At 53.6% G+C, this 17539-nt stretch carries 18 protein-coding genes; 7 read left to right on the forward strand and 11 right to left on the reverse strand.

The window, feature by feature from the left end; translation table 11 throughout:
- Positions 1–35: 35 nt before the first annotated feature.
- Positions 36–1340 carry a ferredoxin reductase family protein gene (locus I9184_RS13410; protein WP_209834768.1) on the forward strand — a complete coding sequence of 435 codons (1305 nt, stop codon included), beginning with the start codon at positions 36–38 and terminating at the stop codon, positions 1338–1340.
- A 336-nt stretch (positions 1341–1676) separates the two neighbouring features.
- Entirely contained in the window at positions 1677–2222 is a 546-nt protein-coding gene (locus I9184_RS13415; RefSeq protein ID WP_209834770.1) for a flavodoxin domain-containing protein, read from the forward strand.
- A gap of 99 nt (positions 2223–2321) precedes the next feature.
- Here I9184_RS13415 and I9184_RS13420 read toward each other — a convergent pair whose 3' ends face one another.
- Together I9184_RS13420 and I9184_RS13425 are read right to left on the reverse strand one after the other, a co-directional pair.
- On the reverse strand, positions 2322–3167 hold the full coding sequence (locus I9184_RS13420) for a universal stress protein (RefSeq protein ID WP_171724800.1): 846 nt from the start codon (positions 3165–3167) through the stop codon (positions 2322–2324).
- A gap of 88 nt (positions 3168–3255) precedes the next feature.
- Complete coding sequence (locus I9184_RS13425) at positions 3256–3633, reverse strand: nuclear transport factor 2 family protein (RefSeq protein WP_209834772.1); 378 nt, start codon at positions 3631–3633, stop codon at positions 3256–3258.
- A gap of 1008 nt (positions 3634–4641) precedes the next feature.
- Between I9184_RS13425 and I9184_RS13430 the strand changes: the two genes are divergently transcribed.
- The gene (locus tag I9184_RS13430) at positions 4642–4758 is read left to right on the forward strand and encodes a LuxR C-terminal-related transcriptional regulator (RefSeq protein ID WP_348539535.1); all 117 of its coding nucleotides are present in this window, start codon (positions 4642–4644) and stop codon (positions 4756–4758) included.
- 198 nt (positions 4759–4956) lie between these two features.
- Here I9184_RS13430 and I9184_RS13435 read toward each other — a convergent pair whose 3' ends face one another.
- The 3 genes from I9184_RS13435 to I9184_RS13445 are packed head-to-tail and all read right to left on the reverse strand — an operon-like array spanning position 4957 to position 6356.
- Positions 4957–5385 (reverse strand): hypothetical protein, encoded by a 429-nt coding sequence (locus I9184_RS13435; protein ID WP_171638576.1) that lies wholly within the window; start codon positions 5383–5385, stop codon positions 4957–4959.
- A gap of 43 nt (positions 5386–5428) precedes the next feature.
- Positions 5429–5731 (reverse strand): chorismate mutase, encoded by a 303-nt coding sequence (locus I9184_RS13440; RefSeq protein ID WP_209834774.1) that lies wholly within the window; start codon positions 5729–5731, stop codon positions 5429–5431.
- Between the two features lie 28 nt (positions 5732–5759).
- Positions 5760–6356, reverse strand: a complete 597-nt coding sequence (locus tag I9184_RS13445) for a TetR/AcrR family transcriptional regulator (RefSeq protein WP_171638572.1) — start codon at positions 6354–6356, stop codon at positions 5760–5762.
- Positions 6357–6442: 86 nt separating this feature from the next.
- On the opposite strand from I9184_RS13445, the gene I9184_RS13450 reads away from it, so the two are divergent.
- From I9184_RS13450 to I9184_RS13460, 3 genes are read left to right on the forward strand one after another with little or no spacing between them, the layout of a single operon-like run.
- Positions 6443–6832 carry a hypothetical protein gene (locus I9184_RS13450; protein ID WP_209834776.1) on the forward strand — a complete coding sequence of 130 codons (390 nt, stop codon included), beginning with the start codon at positions 6443–6445 and terminating at the stop codon, positions 6830–6832.
- Entirely contained in the window at positions 6832–7335 is a 504-nt protein-coding gene (locus I9184_RS13455; RefSeq protein WP_209834777.1) for an anthrone oxygenase family protein, read from the forward strand. Before I9184_RS13450 ends, I9184_RS13455 begins: the two co-directional genes overlap by 1 nt.
- Complete coding sequence (locus I9184_RS13460; RefSeq protein WP_171638568.1) at positions 7332–7976, forward strand: LysE family translocator; 645 nt, start codon at positions 7332–7334, stop codon at positions 7974–7976. The genes I9184_RS13455 and I9184_RS13460 overlap by 4 nt, the downstream gene beginning before the upstream one ends.
- A gap of 278 nt (positions 7977–8254) precedes the next feature.
- Here I9184_RS13460 and I9184_RS13465 read toward each other — a convergent pair whose 3' ends face one another.
- The 4 genes from I9184_RS13465 to I9184_RS13480 all read right to left on the reverse strand — a co-directional run bounded on the left by I9184_RS13465 (position 8255) and on the right by I9184_RS13480 (position 14640).
- Positions 8255–9964 carry an adenylate/guanylate cyclase domain-containing protein gene (locus I9184_RS13465; protein ID WP_209834780.1) on the reverse strand — a complete coding sequence of 570 codons (1710 nt, stop codon included), beginning with the start codon at positions 9962–9964 and terminating at the stop codon, positions 8255–8257.
- A 367-nt stretch (positions 9965–10331) separates the two neighbouring features.
- On the reverse strand, positions 10332–12128 hold the full coding sequence (locus I9184_RS13470) for an adenylate/guanylate cyclase domain-containing protein (protein WP_209834782.1): 1797 nt from the start codon (positions 12126–12128) through the stop codon (positions 10332–10334).
- A 338-nt stretch (positions 12129–12466) separates the two neighbouring features.
- Positions 12467–14161 (reverse strand): adenylate/guanylate cyclase domain-containing protein, encoded by a 1695-nt coding sequence (locus I9184_RS13475; protein ID WP_209834784.1) that lies wholly within the window; start codon positions 14159–14161, stop codon positions 12467–12469.
- The gene (locus tag I9184_RS13480; protein ID WP_348539534.1) at positions 14158–14640 is read right to left on the reverse strand and encodes a GFA family protein; all 483 of its coding nucleotides are present in this window, start codon (positions 14638–14640) and stop codon (positions 14158–14160) included. The genes I9184_RS13475 and I9184_RS13480 overlap by 4 nt, the downstream gene beginning before the upstream one ends.
- A 213-nt stretch (positions 14641–14853) precedes the next feature.
- Between I9184_RS13480 and I9184_RS13485 the strand changes: the two genes are divergently transcribed.
- Entirely contained in the window at positions 14854–15081 is a 228-nt protein-coding gene (locus tag I9184_RS13485) for a hypothetical protein (RefSeq protein WP_171638586.1), read from the forward strand.
- Between the two features lie 637 nt (positions 15082–15718).
- On the opposite strand, the gene I9184_RS13490 is transcribed toward I9184_RS13485, so the two are convergent.
- Together I9184_RS13490 and I9184_RS13495 are read right to left on the reverse strand one after the other, a co-directional pair.
- Positions 15719–16552: a dienelactone hydrolase family protein gene (locus tag I9184_RS13490; protein ID WP_209834788.1), complete on the reverse strand. Its 834-nt coding sequence runs from the start codon at positions 16550–16552 to the stop codon at positions 15719–15721.
- A gap of 328 nt (positions 16553–16880) precedes the next feature.
- Positions 16881–17342 carry a hypothetical protein gene (locus I9184_RS13495; protein WP_171638582.1) on the reverse strand — a complete coding sequence of 154 codons (462 nt, stop codon included), beginning with the start codon at positions 17340–17342 and terminating at the stop codon, positions 16881–16883.
- Between the last annotated feature and the right edge of the window lie 197 nt (positions 17343–17539).

Genomic DNA, 17539 nt, shown 5'->3' on the forward strand with positions numbered 1-17539 from the left:
AGTTGCCTACCTTTAGCACAGTGGAGCAAAACCGTATGAAATGGCCTTATCTGGCGCTGATTTACGTTTTGCTGATCTTGGCACCCTTGGGTTTTTCTTGGTCTCTGGGATGGCCACCGCGATCATTTCATCAAGAGCTCGCGTCCGGGCTTGGAATGCTTGCTTTTTCAATAATCTTAGTCGAGTTCCTGCTGTCTGGGCGGTTCAGGTTCATCTCTTCCGGTCTGGGTATGGATGTAACCATGCGGGTGCATCAGTTGATGGCGCGTACAGCACTCGGCTTTGCGCTGATACACCCGCTTCTGTATCAGGGTACGCCGTCTGGCGGACGCCGACCGTGGGATGAAACAAACCAACTTACGATTTCGACCGACTTTTCTACGCTGGTATCGGGCATCGGCGCATATTTTTTACTGTTCATTCTGGTCGCCTCGGCAATTGCGCGTAAATCCCTTGATTTCAAGTACGAGACATGGCGCCTCTTTCACGGGCTGGGAGCCTTGGTGATTGCCTTCCTGCTGTTGCATCACACGGTCTTTGCTGGGCGCTACGGTGGGCATCCACTTTTGACGTATATCTGGCTTGCCCTGACCAGTGTTGCAGTTGGAACTTTGCTGTATGTCTATCTCGTTCGCCCATTGCGTAAGAGGAAAAGGCCGTGGCGCGTCACGTCTGTGTCTAGACTAACACCGAGGCAATGGGAGTTGCGCATCAAGCCAGATGGTCATAGCGGACTAACCTTCGAAGCAGGGCAGTTTGCCTGGCTAAATGTCGGCCACAGTGCTTTTTCGCTGCAGGAGAACCCATTCTCGATTAGTTCGGCACCAGCCGAAGGCCCCGATGTTTCATTCGTGATAAAGGAGCTTGGGGATTTCACATGTGGTCTTGGACAGATCGCTCCGCAAACCACTGCCTATCTGGATGCCCCGCACGGGAATCTTTCGATCAGCCACCGCACTGAGAAAGGCATTGTTCTGATCGCAGGTGGTGTCGGGATCGCGCCCATGTTGAGCATTATGCGTCAAGTTCGACTGAGTGGAACACAGCACGATCTCAAGCTTGTCTATGGTAACCGGGTGGAGGAGCAGATTGCTTTTCGCCAGGAGTTATCCAAAGAAGACACAGTATTTGTTCTATCCGAACCGCCAAAGGATTGGTCCGGAGAGACAGGCTTAATCGACGGTCCTCTGTTGGACCGCAATTTGTCGTCTGAGCAATATGAAAGCTGGCTTTTCGTTCTTTGCGGCCCCCCTGCTATGATGGACACCGTCGAAGATCATCTGATTGAGCGGGGCACCGCGTCACACCGGATTTTGTCTGAAAGGTTTGACTATGATTAGACTGCTCAGAAACCTGCCCGCACGCCAACAAGTGAAGGTCACGGTGTGGTGCATCAGTTTAATAATCCTCGTCGCTGTCTTGGCCTTTTCTTTAAGGTAGCAACACAAGCCATTGAGCCAAGGCCAGTTTCAAAAATTGTCAGCCAAAAAGGTCGATTTGCTTCGAGGTGTAGGTCGTCACTAACTTCCTTAAATAATGCTGCGGGTGGACAGCAAAATCGTACCACAACTCTTCCGATACGCTCCCAATTAGCGCCTTTGATGGAGATCAAGGGCAACGCGCGCGACTTATTCATAATCAGCAATCTATTCAGACCGATTTATGGGAGGATCGGAATGACCGTACTCATCGTCTTTGCTACAATCGAAGGCCAGACAGAAAAGATTGCGCGCTTCATCAGCGGTGTCGCGAAGAATGCCGGTTTCAACACAAAACTGATCAATACCGATGAAATGCCCGGCCATGTATCGATTGACGATGTGGTCAAGGTTGTTCTTCTGGCCCCTGTCCACGAGCGTAGGCACCCCGAGTCATTCGAGGCTTTTGTCGTCTCAAATAGAGATACCCTAAGGAAACGAAAGTCTCTCGTGCTTTCCATCGGTCTAAAAGCTGCTTTCGCGTCAGGTCGAGAAGAAGCGCGCGACTATCTCAACGAAATGCTTATGCGAACAGGTTTTGAACCAAGTGCGACGGCGTTGGTCGCAGGCGCCGTGAAGCCGGAAAACTACGGGTATTTTGAGAGGGAGATCCTTAAGCACGTTGTCTTGCTTGGTCGAAAAATCGATCCACAAGATGGGGTACGGGAGTTTACTGACTGGGATGAACTGACGTCAATTGCGATAGATTTTCTTGGCGGAACCGGTCGGGCAAATCGACTTTAACCTCAAGCGAGTACCCAATAACAACTGGCTGTTCCCGCATTACCCGATGAACGCATAGAGCCACCTATCCCAGCAAGCCACAATCGCCAGTTTTCTTCATCAGTGTCCGAATAGCACTGGTAAACTTGTCTGCTCCAACATTGCTTGCGTCGTTCCCCCAAATACCGACTGACGCAAATGGGAATGCCCGTAAGCGCCCATAACAACGAGGTCGGCCCCCAGTTCTCGTGCGCGTTCCTGAATGCAGTGTTCAATTGAATTCCCGCCGCACGGGAACTGCGACACGGTCACGGTGCAACCGTGATGGCTAAGCCATCCAGCTAGATCAGTTCCGGGCACTTGACCTTCTACGTCATCAGGCGACGGCAAATCAAAACACCCAATCACAACTTCGTTGGCCGCCAGAAGAATGGGTAAAGCTAAATGCGCAACCCTAGACGCAGGCAGGCTATCATTCCATGCCAAAAAAATGCAGTCGCGTTGGGCAAACGGATCTCCGTTTATCATCAGGGCTACCGGCGAATGGAACAATACTCCGTAGGCGATCTTATGAAACAAATCGGGATCTTTTCGCAACTCAGCGTCTAGAAAGGCGATATCAGAGCGATTGGCTTGGCCAGCCACAAGATGCTTCAACTCTGCTCCAGATCCCATAAAGGCAATTACATTTGCAGATACGCCCTGCCCGACCAGGAGCGCTTCAACTTCTGTGGCGCGGGACTTCAAGGCGGCATTTTTTCTGTTAAGAACATCCAACCAGTTTGAAGGAAGACCCGCCTCAACGAACCTGTTTGATCCATACTTTAGGTAAGGCAGGTTGGGTAAGTCCGCGATCAACACGCAATTCAAGTGACTGTTCTGGTTACGGGAAGTTTCAGCGCATTCCAAAATCGACGCGTCGTCAGTATCAATTCCTACGTAATATGCCACTGTTCTGTGTTGCATTCCCGACCTCCGTCCGGAATTTCAATTTGCCCGAGAGCCGTGCGCACGGATTAAACCAACGAAGAGACAATGTTGTTGATCGCTCTTCTTACTTCGGCAGCATGAAGAACTCTTCCAGCACAATCTTGCCGTCCGCCACCGAATACACTGCGATCTCGCGCAGGGTCATACGCTCACCCGTAGCCTTCTGAAGCACTTCAGCTCTGAAGCGTACTCCAAAGCGGTTGGGTGGGTGGACGTAGGACCCATCCGCTTCTAGTTCTTGGATTTCATGCGACGCCAACCAATCCTCTCTTTTTCCCTTGATGGCTTCTCGACCCTTTGTAACGCGGAATTGTCGAACCGGAGGCACAACCGCCTCTATCGACTGCGCGTTTTCGGCATAGATCTCATCAACACTTCCAAGGCCCCTGCGCTCACGCATGGCCTGGACGAATGATCTTCCGATTTCAATCAACTCTTCCATGAGCCCCCCCCTGAATTACCGTTGACTGTACCACTTCTTGCCCGCTCAAATCTTGACAAGGATCAATGAGCACAAGGGGAAATGCAATGAGGCCGATTCGTACTCAACTCTGCTCAGCCAGAAGTAACACACTTAATACAGCGCCACATTCGCATCAATCTGCAGGAAAGGCGGACAGCGTCAGCACGCTAGTGTCGCAGTTGCTATTTGGTTTTTAGTCAGCGCGACCGTGCATTGGCGGCTGGTTGCAACCTAAAGCTGCCATGGAGATGTAATGGTATACAAGAGGAAGTGCTGAGGCGATTGCCACGGCCGTTTTTACCAAAAACACATCTTCGCCCTTGCTTGCCAGACAATATCCGGCCCCCGCTCCTTCCCCCCGGTCTTGCGGGAGAAGGCCCTTCGCTTTCAGGTTCGTATCCGCGCGATGCCTTTTGTCGGAGGCCAGCCGCTTCCCCGCAGGCTTCTCACCTGCCCCGCTTTGACCGCGTACGGTCTCGGCGGTCCCCGGTTCGACGAGTGTCTGAAGACGTCCGTCGACCGGTGGGTTCCGTAGTCGCGTTTCTGCACCGGGCCAGAAGGAGCCGCGTCGGTGCGGGATGGGGTAGTCCCCGAACCATAGTTCACAATTGGAGGCCGGTCGTGAACGTACCGTGGTCACCGCTTTTCTTGATCGTTTGCCAGGGAAAGCAGCAAGTATAAACCGGGCGCAACGGAGACGGGGAGACCCATCCCGGCCCGGAACGTCCGATTTTGCGCTCTTGCTGACTAAGTGTATTGATCTGCTTTTTTTTGGGGATCTTTGTGTTTCGCGCGGCCGCAAGTTGTACAAACTTTAGCTGACCCGAAACGCCGCAGCCCACCAATAGCGCAGGCGGTTCGGGTCAGCGGCTCGACACAGAACCTAACCAAATTGTTCTCTTCCTGTTCTTTTGTTTGTGTGCAACCTTTGAGGGGGTCGCCTCGTTTCAACCAGCGCTTTCTGAGCAAACGGTACTGCCTTGATGGATCACCGAAGGTACTGTCAAAGTGCACCGCCACAATGCGTATTCCAAGCTCGGCGTAAGTTCACAGGCCGAGTTGTTTTCCGCTGCCACGCGATACCTGGCATCAAAGCAAACTTAGTCGTGGGAAGTTGACAGGCTACAAAATTATTCCGATTGCCGGAATCTGTTGAATACGGCCCATTCCTGCCATTTGCCGACTGGTCGAGATGCTGCGGTCGCAGCCCGCATTCCGGACATTCGCTGCAAGCACGAACTCAGGGCTTCGTCGATCTCACACAATGCGGACCGAGACGCCATTTGGCCAAGAAGTTGAAGGTCAGATTTGTCCGGTAAGGTCGGCTTCTGCCAAGTTACCAAAAGTAAACTCGGCGCGGGTGAGAAAAGGCGCGTTTTCTGCAAGTTTTCTCAATTCTTCAAGTGATAAATACAACGGCGTTGACGGATCAAGTCTTGCTTGAGCACGGCTTCTGAAGAATTTCCCGTACTCTTCCACATAGACACGGTCCTTTGGCGGCATGTCAGCGAGATGGTTGGTCAGGAAGTTGTCGTAGTGGTGAACCGCTTCCGCAAACCTGTCCTGCCGATGCCGCGCCATTGCACGAAAAAGTTCCGCCTTGGCCAAGAAATATGGTTGCGCTTGGAACCCGTCCAGGCGGTCAAGAACGCCCTGATAGTCACCTGCTTGCATTGACTTCACTGCCTTATGAAAAATCCCAGCGGCCCTGATATCGCGGATGAGTTTCATAGGTCCGCCCCATCATCTGCGCCGCTGGCGTCTCCGAAAGGCATTATTGCCCAAGCTCCTTGATTTCCCGCTGAATCGACCATTCGATCGGCTCAGCCCAAAGCTTGTGCGCGAGGTCTGGGTCCAGCCCCTGTTCCGACGCGGTTGTGCTGACCTTGTCCAGCACCGCAGCAACCCGATCCGTTGTGCGTGCGGGCAATCCTTCAATCTTCTTCAGATCCACTGCCCGGTCGATATAGTGGCTCCGCTTGACCAGCAGGCCTATCAGGTCCGTATCGATCGCGTCGATTTGGACGCGGAGATCGGCCATGGTCTGGCAGGCATTGGGCGCGAGAAGGGTCGTCATGTTTTGATTTCCTTTGGTAGTTTTGGGTCTAGCCGAGAAGGTCGCGGAGGAGCTTTACAGCCCTCGCGGACCTCTCTTGGCAAAAGGTCTCCGATGGCTGAGGAAGGCGACCTATGACGCGCCTGATCTGCTGATCGCCAATCAACAGGTCGAGATAGAGCGCCACAGCCTCTCTGGTATTTTCGAAGTTGAGCACGCCCTCGTCCCGGGCACGCAGCAACACCCGTTCGAGCAGTGGAAACACTGCCTCCCGCCCCGCCTTTGAAAGCGTCGCGCCGAGTTCACCGCTACTATCGGCTGCTGCGGCTCGATTAAGGGCAACAGCGCGATCACCTGTTAGCAAATCCAAAAGCTTCGGACCCAACGTTCCCAGAATTGAAAGTGCGTCGTTGTCGGTTTGCAGTTCGGATTCCAGATGCGCTTTAACTTCTTCAGCGTTCTTTGTGACAAGTGCGCGGAACAACCCCTGTTTGTCCCCGTACCAGTTGTACAACGTCTCATTCGAGGCGCGCGCATGCTTGGCAATGCCCTGCATGGACGTTCCTCCGTACCCTTTGGCCTCCAACACTTCGTATGCAGCCGCCTCGATCTGTTGCTGACGCAGGGATCGCTTCTCTTCACGCAAAATTAGTCTCCAGCATGTTGACAGAAACCGTAACGATAATTACGGAAATATGCAACCGTAATCACCGTTACGCTTTGGAGAAGCAAATGGAACAACCTAATCGTCATGTCATCGCCGCGCTGGCGACACTCATCCTTCTGCAGGGAATCATGCTGTCCGCCTTATATGCCGGGATCAGGCCCCACCCGCCCATCGCCACGCCTTTGTTCGGCATTGCTCCGTTTCTTGGGGCCGCGATGTCTGTCGCTTTGGGGGCTATCATCGTGCAGCCGCTGGAAAGTCGGGCAGGACGCATCATGAGCGTTCTCGCAGCGCTCATGGCCCTGGTTTCCTTCGGGCCGCAGAAATACTTCGATGCTCAATTTGGCCTGATCTACCCGGCGGTACTGCTCGGTCAATTCGCTGCGCTGGTCATCTTTGCCTTGGTCGCGTCAGCGGCGCGCCAACACCGGGAACTCGGGGCGGAGCGGGTTTAATGGCTCGGTTGCTTTTGCCGATGTCGATGCTTTCACTCCTAAGCATCGGTGCCATCTTCGGGTTTTTCTACGCCTGGGTCTGTTCGACAGTGTGGGGCTTGGACGCGACAGACCCGCGAACAGCCATCGCCGCAATGCAGGCAATGAACGCCTCGGTCCGGAACGGAGTGTTCTTCCCGGCTTTCTTTTTGACCCCGATCATTCTGGGAGTAACGGCCTACATCGCCGCTTGGCAGCTCAGGAAGAGGTCAGCCATGTTATTTGGTCTGGCCGCCATTTTTTACATCGTCGGTGCCTTCCTCATCACAGCAGCGGTGAATGTCCCCATGAACGAAGCCCTGGCGGAGGTTGCCGTACCAATTGACATCGGATCAGCCCGTGAAATTTGGCTAGATTACTCAGCCTCCTGGCAGGTCTGGAACGTGCTTAGGACTATTGTGAGTGGGGTTTGCCTGATCCTGACCGGCCTTGCCATCTACTTTCTGAATTTGGAATCCGCATGATGGAAATTTCTCTTTTGACATTCGCCTTTCTGGCGCTGGTTGTTGTTTTGACGCCAGGACCAACCGTTCTCCTCGCCCTGTCCAATGGATCACGGTTCGGCATCGCTACCGCAGGGTACGGCATCGCAGGAGCCGCAATCTCTGATGCCGTTCTGATCACAGCTGCCGGTCTGGGGCTCGGTGCGCTTCTGGCCGCATCAGTTTTTTGGTTCAATGTCGTCAAATGGATCGGTGTCGGCTACCTCGTCTGGTTGGGCGTACAAATGATGCGATCTACCGGCCAGTTGGAACCGGTCGCGAACCCATCCGAAGACAACAGATCGGGAACGCTTCACAACAGAGTTGCAGTCTTTAGAAAGAGCTTTCTTGTCGCTGTCACAAATCCCAAAGGCTACCTGTTCTTCACAGCTTTCCTTCCGCAGTTCCTCACACCGAATGAGGCGATGTTTCAACAGTATGCAACACTGGCTGTTGTCTTTATCGCAGTCGATGTCGCGGTTATGGCCACCTATGCAGGGCTGGGCGCAAAGGCAATGCACCTTTTAAGTGACCGAGGAGCGCTCTGGATCGACAGGACCTGTGGCGGATTGCTCATCACCCTTGGCTGCGCCTTGGCATTTGTCCGACGCAGCGATGTGTAGTTCGCTTTTCGATCCACGCTTTGCTGACGTTCGGGCGATGTGAAGCACCCAGTTTCTTGAGGCTCGCTGCCGACCTGGGAGGCGGTGCAGCATTGACCTCAGTGGGGCACAACAGCCCGGCCACGGACGGCCCTTACCAGCCATTCGTCAGATCAGGCGACGCCGCAATGCAGCTTCTCCGAAGCGGTCATTGACCGATCTCGCAGCATTTTCGCGGGGCCGACGACTGCAAAGCGGACGAAGCCGCCGGATTAGATCGCATGCCAGGTTTTGCTTTCTCAGATTGGGAGGCCTGCTTTCAGCCATCCATCCCGCCACTGCCCCGAGCATGCGGGAACGCTGAATATGGGGAGTCTCGTTTGCTCCTTGATGTCGAGATCCGGACGAAGTTCCTTCAGTTCAGCTACCGCAGCCCTTGCTGACTCCAGGTCTCCGTTTTGAGCCAAGGATGCGATGAGCATGAGATGCGTAATCACGAATTTCGCCCTAATGGCCAAGGCGTTTCGGTTGGCTTGTACGGCTTCACCATAGCGGCCAAGTTGGAAAAATGAGGAGGCTTGCCCGACATATGCTGCGTGTCGTAATGGATCTTTCGGACTGAGATTGATCGAGTGTGTCGCGTGTTCCAGAGCTTCTTCGGGTCTGTCGAGAAAATTCAGATTGATGCCAGCAAGCATGTGAACGATCGCAGCGTTCGGATTTTCAGCTAGTGCTTGTTTGAAAACTGCGCGCGCGCGCGGCAGGTCTTGTGCAAGCATCGAGATCGAGTGTGCGGCGTAAGCCAACGCAATTCCATCCGCGCGATCACTTAACAATACACGTTCCGCTGCGGCGACGGCAGCCTTTGGCCCTTCGTCAATCGGTTTCAGCCCCTGCACCATCCTTTGGATATGCAACCACGCAAGCAATCCAGCTGCCGACGAATAATCAGGATCGCGCTCCAACGCCAAACGTGTAAGGCGAATGGCCTCACGGTTGTCTTCGTCCGTCAACAGGTGAAAATGTGACTGGGCCTGGAGATAAAGTTCATACGCATCGAGGTTTTCTGTCGGTTTTTCCCGAGCGCGGACCGTCTCGGCATGGCGAACGGACGGTTCGATCGCCGCGACAACTTCCTGTGTGACCTGATCTTGAAGGTCAAAAACATCGTCCAGCAACCCATCGAAACGATCGGCCCAAAGATGACTGCCATTCTCGGCATCAATTAACTGTCCTGTTATCCGAAGACGCTGGCCTGCGCGCCTCACCGACCCCTCCAGCACATATCTCACGCCGAGCGCCTGCCCGACTTCGCGAATGTCGGTGCTCTTACCTTTAAACGTAAAAGATGAGTTTCGCGCCACGACCATCAACCAACGAAACCGAGACAACTCTGTTATGATGTCCTCGGTTATTCCGTCAGCGAAAAACTCTTGCTCCGGGTCGCCCGACATATTGTCAAACGGCAGCACAGCAATACCGGGTTTCTCAGAATTGACAGTTGGACTTGTAACCGCCGAACCGATAGGCCAATGCCACACACCAACTGGGCGTGCAATGTTCTTCAACTCAGTCTGCTGGCCGCCAGAGAACGAGGCGGCGGCGTTCCTGTCCAGGCTGTTATGTGCTGTATCAGAAAGCAATATCTGCCCCGGTTCCGCTATTGCCTCGAGACGGGCTGCTATGTTGATACCGTCACCGAATATGTCATCACCTTCCGAAACGACTTCGCCGGTATGTATGCCGATGCGGATTTGGATTTCCTGTGGTCGGTCAGCGATCTGAACAGCAATCGCGCATTCTGTTGCGGCTGATGCAGAGCGAAACTCAACAATCCATCCGTCGCCCATGCTTTTGATCAGTCGCCCATCATGGGCTGCCAAAGCGGGTATTAGATGATCCTCTCGGAAAGCCTTGAGCGCTTTGAGTGTTCCGTCCCTATCCTGATCCATCAACGCCGAGTATCCGGCAACATCAGCCGCTAGCACCGCAGCAAGCCTCTTTTCCATAGTTCTCTCCCCGCTTGTTGGAAGCTAGCCTGCAAAGAGAGCACTGTCAGCCAGATAATCAGAGCAAGGAGGTCCTATCAGGAAAGCGCAACCGCTTTGGGCTCCTTGTCGCCATTTTATCGTTCGCAGCATGTTCGCCCGACAGGTCGCTCATCCCGACACGAATGGCCCTTAGCTGCTGTATTTGGGGCCGATTTTTCTACGACGCGACTTTCCGAAAGCGAACTTCTGAGAAGCGTTGCGGAAAATGTCGGTTAGGGCGACGCAACCGTCACGGAAATTACCAAGATTGGATAGGGACCTTTGAATATCCAGAAGACCAGATCTCCTAGCAAATCGGAGCATTAGCAGACCGATATGCCATATCTCAACACGACACCCGTACAAACTTCACTGGTGTGTCAAACCCAGACAAGCTTGCTTCGTCCCATATCAACTCGCGCTGCCGGACCGAATCCAGCAATTCTGTTTGTGCCAATTCCTGTGACAAAACTACCTCTCCACCTTCCGCTTTCGATTGAAGACGCGCGGCCAGATTTACTGTGCTTCCAAAGAAATCCAGTCCCTGGTCTGAGCGCATGGCGACACAAGTCCCCTCGTGGATGCCAATCTTGAGTTTCAGATCAGGGTGGTTATTCAGTGCATTGAACTCGGAGATCTCGCGCTGGACGTCAATTGCAGCCTGAAGCGCTGCTTCACCGTCAGAGAACGCGGCCATAACTGCATCACCGATAGTTTTCACCACGATGCCACCGTGTTTTCGCACGCACTTTTCCATGACCTCGAAATGCGAAACCACAAGCGCATATGCTGACGCATCGCCAATGGATTCATAAAGCGCAGTAGACTTCTCAAGATCAGAAAACAGGATAGCAACCTGACCAATCCCCGCCGTCTGTTTAGCCCCGAGTAATTGATCGGGACAGAAATCGCGGAAAGCTGGCAAAGTGGCAAGCCTGCCGATCGTCAGCCTGTTCTTGCTGAACTTGGCGTTTTCCACCACGATTGTCCGTAGCTCTGACCCATCATTGCGAACTGAAATTGTGCGACCAGACCGTGTCGGATCACTTTGAACAGTATCGCCCGTCAGCGTCACACCAACCCAGGACGTACCATCGTAATCCGCAACAATTTCACCACCTGCCTCAACCGTCCGAATGCGGTATTGCCCCGCTGGCACAGCCAGTTCTTTTTCAAGGGCCTGGTTCGACGCAACTGCTTCCTGCCACTTGATGTGTGGCACATTGGCAGGGGCCATCATGCAAAAGCTTCCGCGTGGCAATGTCCGGAGCCATGCAGACGGGCTAAACACCAATTCGACATTGTTCACGAAATCCCGGTCAAAATCGACATTGCACGACGAACAGTGCGCCGCGTCCGGAACATCGGCGAGGTTTTCTGCATCGGCTTTTCCATCGCGGCAACGCGGGCAAAGGATGACCCACCGCATGCTGAGGACGCCTGCCTTATGGGCAGCAATGCAAGTTTCGATCATTTGTTGTTCTGGCACGCCCCAGGCACTTGCCAGTTTCAATGGACGAATGCGGCGCAAAGAATGCGGATCAGCTTTCAACAGGAAGTTGCTTAGCGCACCGGTCAATCCGTGACCAAACGGGCCTTGGTCGATCTCCTCCATCGCCTCCGCCAAACGTTGCTTGGCCCGTCCGGATACTTTATGCAACTCGCCCCGCGGGACCGGCAGACGCAGGTTCTCGTACTCGGCCATGGTCTGGCGCATGGCTTTAACCGGCTGCTGCGTCATCCAGTGAAGGACACCGAGGCGAATAAGAGCGGTCCCGAGCAAACTACTCCATCGCGCAAGAAAAATACCTTTGACGGTGGTTTTCCCATCGTTTTCATCGAAATGGACATGGACCGTCAGCTCATTAAAGGGACCAGTTTCAAACAGGCGGGTTTGGCTGAAATACTTTTGGACAGCCCATTCCCCCATTCTCTCTCGCCATCTAAGCTTAATCAGACCAATTTTCTTGTACGCTGCGCGTTCGATTGATCCATCTGCCGTAACCACATCTTCAGCTTCATATGGAGAGAACCCGGCGCTGCTGATGGCGTGCATACGCTGTGAGTCGGACAACAAGGTCCAGACCTCATCAACTGGTCTGTCGAATGTCAGTATGTGCTCGATCTCCAGTGTTTTTTCCATTCCCGCGCCTATGAGCGACATGCCAAAACATTTTGGTCAACGGATCCGCAGATACAAATGGCTTCCCCAGAGAAAGTGCCAACCATGGCGCTTTCAAGCAAGCATGAACTACGCGCCAGTTGAGTTTGCGTTCTAACCGGAGACTACGTTTATGAGGTTAATCGAGAGACGCATGAAGTGCTGAATCTGATCGGAGCAATTGCCGATATTCCGAATTGAGCGCTTTCGCTGCCCGCTAATCCAAAACTAGGTTTATGATCATTCGCGCATCTCGTGGAGTTGGAAGACGATCTTCGCATCCAGTTTAAAATGCTTGTGGCACAAACTCGGGCGAGCTTCTATTCGGGCAGCCCCAACGAGCGAAGCCCATCCAGGATAGCGTCCCAACGTGTTGGATCCTGAAAATGGAACCTGCGCACGCCGCTAACTCGGAAGTCCGGATTTGACGCAATTAGGGCATCCCGCGCCCTTTCTCCTTGATCAGGTAGACCAGCCTGACCAGCCGCGCTGGCAAGATACAATTGTGCGACCGGTAGTCCCGGCGAATTTTGCAGCGCTCGGTTGGCGTTGGCGATAGCTTTCTCGAAGTCGCCCATAACCAGATAAGTCTGGGCCAACGCTTGTGGGACGCGGTGATAAATCCGGTTCTTGGCCAGAGAAAACGAGCCCTTTTTGATGGACTTCAGCGCCAGCTCTGGTTGGCCCATCAAGTTCTGGATCCAGCCCAGTACCATATGCCCCTGGGCGAACTGCGGACTGATTTCGAACCCGCGTTCAACACACCGCACCGCCGCATCCAAATCGCCGGTGATACCGTAGTGAAAAATCCCCCGGATCAGGTGCACGTAGTCGCTTTGATCATTCAACGACACCGCCTTGCTCAGCCCGGCGTCAGCGGCTTCGATATCCTCCGGGCTTATCGGACGGTAGCCCCAAACCAATTCGCCAATCAACGTGTTCGCCTTCATCCCAACGGCCATGAAATTGCGTGGCTGGACCGTCAGGATCCTGTCCAACAGATGGCCGGCTGCCTCCCATTCTTCGGGCTGCGATCCCATCATGTAATGCCCCGCAAGGTTCAGCATTGCCTCGGGGTCGTTTGTCTCCGTTTCCGCTGCGCGCTCAGCAATTCGCTGCAGAATTCCGTATCGGATCGTTGTTGCGATTTCCCCAGACAACAGATCTTCTGCCGCGAAAGGGTCGGAAAGATCACCGTTCATCCGCTGGGTCAGGTAGGTTGCTGACGTGCTCGTCTCACGCAGCTTAAGTGTTGCGCGGACCTGGTTGCCGGAGGCCTGAAACACCGCCGTGGCGATATGATCCGGGTCCGCGTCGGGGGCGATCAGATCCAATCCCGTCAGATTGGCAAGCGCCGCCTCCACAGTATGATTGCAGGCTTCGGCCAGCATCTTTGCATCGTCATTGCTGCCGAGAGCTTCGAACGCAGCGAGGGCTATCGTTGGTTTTTTGGACGTAACCCCGATGGACGGTGTGGTGGCACTGTTCAGTGCACCACGTTGGTCGGGAGGCCAGACAAAGGCGCGGGTCGGGCGCGAGATGTTTTTCAGTGTCAACTCACCGACATCAGCGAACAGCTCGTCCATTACGCCAACAATCTGGTCACGGACAGCAGCAGAGATGCAGATCCCGCCCGTCGGGGCTGCGCCTTCTAACCGAGCCGCAAGATTCACACCATCGCCATAGATATCACCATCATCAACAACCACATCGCCCATGTGAAGGCCCATGCGGTAACTGATCTGCCGATCTTGAGGCACGGACTCTTCCTCTGCGCGAACGGCTTCTTGTGCAGATATCGCGAAGCGAACCGCTTCCACAACGCTTGAAAATTCGGCCAGAAATCCATCGCCTGTCGACTTGATGATCTTACCCCCAGCCTGCTCGATGCCGGGGTCGAACACGGACAGACGCAGTTGTTTCTGACGCGCCAGCGTGGCTTCCTCGGCGGCTTCCACAAGCCGCGAGAAGCCGACAATGTCAGCCGCCAGGATCGAGGTAAGTTTGCGCTTCACCCTTGGGCTCGCCTGTTCAAGGAAATCCAACCGGTTTTGTCCGGTTCGGGCATAGCGACACCATCCCCTCCGAACGATGTCGGAACCGTCTTCCACTTTGGCAGGCCATCGGCCATGTCGAAAACACGCTCGCCGTAGAAGATGTGAAAGGCCGGCTCGAAGCTCATCCCAGATTCATCCAGCGACATTGCGTAGACCGCGACGATGTCCTTTCCGGGTTTGATATTTACCAACGCCCCCCCGCATTTGCCGCAGGAAACACGATGGCTTTCATCATTCTTGTCCGATTGAACCGTCGGTCCTGACAATGAGACATTGTCTGCCGACCAGAGGCACCAAGCATTGACAGGCGCCGAATGCCATTTTCTGCAAGAGTGGCAATGACAATATGCCATGACCATCGGCTTACCGGCAGCAGAAACACTACATGCGCCACAATAGCAGATTCCTTGGTAGGTTTCAGAATCGCCACTCATCATCTTCTTCCCAAATCGGTCAAGGGCGCTCTTTGTAACACACTAGGGACACCCGGCTTCCTCAATACACTTCTACACATACATCCCAATTGTGCTGCCCCAAAGTAGCTTCTTCGTCTCCGCTGCTGAACTTCGAACAATGTCCTGAAAAAGCCTCTGTCCGGTGTCCATCGCAATCACTCGATTTCGGGGTTTCAGCCAGATTAATATGTCACCATGCCAAAGGTAACGACAACAACGGAAGCTCTTGCAACACAGATCATTGCTGCGTTTGATGGCCTTGAGCCACCTGCTGATGATGAACTTCTTCACCCCGAATGTTTGGATGACGTGGATATTCTTGCATTCTATGGCGGGGTCAAATGGCATGAGTTGACCGATCAAATGATCGTACACGGTTACGCTGCCCCCACGGCTTTCAGTACTACTTGCCCGCGTATCTGATTTGGAATCTACAAAACTCAGACAGCCCGGAATATGCCGGTGAAAGCATTCTGCTGGCACTCAACCTAGGCACATCGAATGAAATGCTGCACGAGTTCAGGAAGTCCAAGTTCAACCAGTTAACGCCTGCACAGAACGAGGCCGTGTTGAGGTTTCTGTATCATTTCAGCGACCATCCTGCTCTCGGTGAGCTTGCGGATGCAGCCTTGGTCAATTACTGGATTGACCAAGGCGTGCGGTCATCGGGTCGATGATTTTTATGTATTTGATGTGGCTCTTCGCAGCGCTATTTGTCCTAACCGGGTTACTGCTGTCAGTGGCTGAGAGTGAGTAATGGAAACGGCTATAGGGCGGGTCCAGTGCGCTGGCACTCGAATTTTTTGCAATATCGATGGCAGCAGTTGGTTTGCTTAGAGGCCAGATAAGAGTTCATTTTTTGATTATCCGCCGCTCCAGCCAGCCGCGTTTGTTCTTCAGCGCAATCGCATTGGTATTCGCCGCTGGCATCAGTGTCATCATTGCTGCTATCTGGGAAATTTTCTTTAAGTATTAGAAAGGTTTAACCGGCACGGTGTGCCTCAGAGCAACCGGACTAGTTTTAGCTAAGCTGACACGACCGCTGTGATTTCGTGGTTCGTCAGTTTTCCAAACCTTCGAACCAGTCGAGCGCCATCGTGCCCCAATCTTTTGGGTAGCCGTGTCCGCCGTCGTGCAAAAAGAGTTCAAGACTACCGTGTTCGCATTCCCACCGTTTGCGCCAGAGATTGGCTCTCACTTCGTTTTCCGCCGCGTTGTGTTGGCATTCGTTAGTTTGGCGCCACAACGCAAGACCTTCCCAGATATCGGCCTGGGTAATGGTGACATCGAATTCTTCATTGTGTATTGATCTGCCCTCAAGCGGCACAACTTTGTCAGTGAAACCGTGTGTGTGAAGCATGTGAACTGGCCCGAGGCACTCTTGCGTCATTGGGAGCCAGAAGCCACCGGAAGCAGGGGCATAGCCACGCGCCAGATCTGGTGCGAGGCACGCAACTTCCCACACCATGGAACCACCTCGTGAGAACCCTGTAAGCAACACCTGGTTCGGATTCACTTTTGCGCGGGTCGCGACATCCGCCAGCACGTCACGGAGAAACCTGACATCAGAGCGGGGATAGGTGATCCACCCATCCCGAACCGACCAGTCAGCGGGTTTGCTTTCCTGCCATGGCAGTGCGGTCGGCGCCACAAACGCATAGCCCCGCGCGGTGAATGCTTCGACGAACTGCTTGTTTTTGAGCACCTTTGCTCCGGACCCGCCATAGCCATGCAAATGTATCACGACTGGCCCGCCCCGCCATTCATCTGGAAGGGTGATATGGTACTCACCAGTGTCTATTCTGCAGGGTTTGGTTACTTCGCCGCAATCAAGCGCAATGGCCTGTCCCGAAATCAGAAACATGGACAATGCAGTTGTTACTTTTTCGAGCATATCTGGTCCTCACCTAATGTCTGACCGTACCATATTACAAAAAGGTTTCTTTCGAGACGGCGTTGGTGCAGAATTCAACTTTGCGGAGCAGCCTCACCTGACTGGTTCAAGTTGATTGTTAGTGCTTCAACGGCTTTTGATCCTTCAGGATGATGGTTTGAGTTGCCGGAGGGCGAAACACGAACTCACATTTCGCGGGGACCAAGCGGACGTACGCCGCAATAATGCAAGTGATCCCGAAAGGATTTAGACCAAGCCGCGATAGCCACTTAAGACCGACAAAGTTCGAGACCAATCGAAACTGTGCAGATACTGAAGCGCAGCCGTCTTAGTCAGGGATTTCCACTGTTCCGACAATGTGAGTTCGCCTCAGGGGCAGCGCTTGGTATGCTGAGGCGATGTCTGTTGTCGCGATACCGCTGCCAGTCATTCCTTCGTAGCGCCCTGTCCCGGAGACGATTTCCCAAGTGTTTGCCTCGCCTTTTTCCCCGGCCTTCCATCGCATGATAAAAGTATCATCACCTTCACCGAATACGCATATACCATTGATCGAGTTGGTGCCGTCTTCGAACCCAAATCCCGAACCCAAACATCTGGCGGGCCCGTCATCCATTGGACCTTCAATTACTTCGAAACCACCCGTGTTGTCCGTCAGGTGAAAAATGTGATCACCAAGATCAAAGTTCTCTTGGTTCAGAGGGTAGACATTGTTGATCTCGATACGTTGCTCGTCAGCACTGGCGGGAACACCGAGTATCGCCAAAAGCTGGATGATCCATAAGATTCTCATTTGGCTCTCTAAAAAATGTCACTCATCTTAAGGGCCTTCAAAGCATTTACAATCAGCAAAAATGCTGATGACCGTCCACTTATAGTGTGTGGGGAAAGCGCTAATACAATCTCGAGATTGGGCCTTCACGGTCGTTAGATCGGACACAGAAAGTTAAGCTGACGGGTAAATCTGCCCGACGAGGTGGCCCAAATCGG

Source organism: Ruegeria sp. HKCCE3926, from assembly GCF_017872515.1.
Classification (GTDB): domain Bacteria; phylum Pseudomonadota; class Alphaproteobacteria; order Rhodobacterales; family Rhodobacteraceae; genus Ruegeria.

Bases quoted from the DNA above. Each gene is read 5' to 3' on its own strand.
- I9184_RS13410 (WP_209834768.1), top strand. From the start codon at position 36: ATGAAATGGCCTTATCTGGCGCTGATTTACGTTTTGCTGATCTTGGCA.
- I9184_RS13415 (WP_209834770.1), top strand. From the start codon at position 1,677: ATGACCGTACTCATCGTCTTTGCTACAATCGAAGGCCAGACAGAAAAG.
- I9184_RS13420 (WP_171724800.1), bottom strand. From the start codon at position 3,167: ATGCAACACAGAACAGTGGCATATTACGTAGGAATTGATACTGACGAC.
- I9184_RS13425 (WP_209834772.1), bottom strand. From the start codon at position 3,633: ATGGAAGAGTTGATTGAAATCGGAAGATCATTCGTCCAGGCCATGCGT.
- I9184_RS13435 (WP_171638576.1), bottom strand. From the start codon at position 5,385: ATGAAACTCATCCGCGATATCAGGGCCGCTGGGATTTTTCATAAGGCA.
- I9184_RS13440 (WP_209834774.1), bottom strand. From the start codon at position 5,731: ATGACGACCCTTCTCGCGCCCAATGCCTGCCAGACCATGGCCGATCTC.
- I9184_RS13450 (WP_209834776.1), top strand. From the start codon at position 6,443: ATGGAACAACCTAATCGTCATGTCATCGCCGCGCTGGCGACACTCATC.
- I9184_RS13455 (WP_209834777.1), top strand. From the start codon at position 6,832: ATGGCTCGGTTGCTTTTGCCGATGTCGATGCTTTCACTCCTAAGCATC.
- I9184_RS13460 (WP_171638568.1), top strand. From the start codon at position 7,332: ATGATGGAAATTTCTCTTTTGACATTCGCCTTTCTGGCGCTGGTTGTT.
- I9184_RS13465 (WP_209834780.1), bottom strand. From the start codon at position 9,964: ATGGAAAAGAGGCTTGCTGCGGTGCTAGCGGCTGATGTTGCCGGATAC.
- I9184_RS13470 (WP_209834782.1), bottom strand. From the start codon at position 12,128: ATGGAAAAAACACTGGAGATCGAGCACATACTGACATTCGACAGACCA.
- I9184_RS13480 (WP_348539534.1), bottom strand. From the start codon at position 14,640: ATGATGAGTGGCGATTCTGAAACCTACCAAGGAATCTGCTATTGTGGC.
- I9184_RS13485 (WP_171638586.1), top strand. From the start codon at position 14,854: ATGCCAAAGGTAACGACAACAACGGAAGCTCTTGCAACACAGATCATT.
- I9184_RS13490 (WP_209834788.1), bottom strand. From the start codon at position 16,552: ATGCTCGAAAAAGTAACAACTGCATTGTCCATGTTTCTGATTTCGGGA.
- I9184_RS13495 (WP_171638582.1), bottom strand. From the start codon at position 17,342: ATGAGAATCTTATGGATCATCCAGCTTTTGGCGATACTCGGTGTTCCC.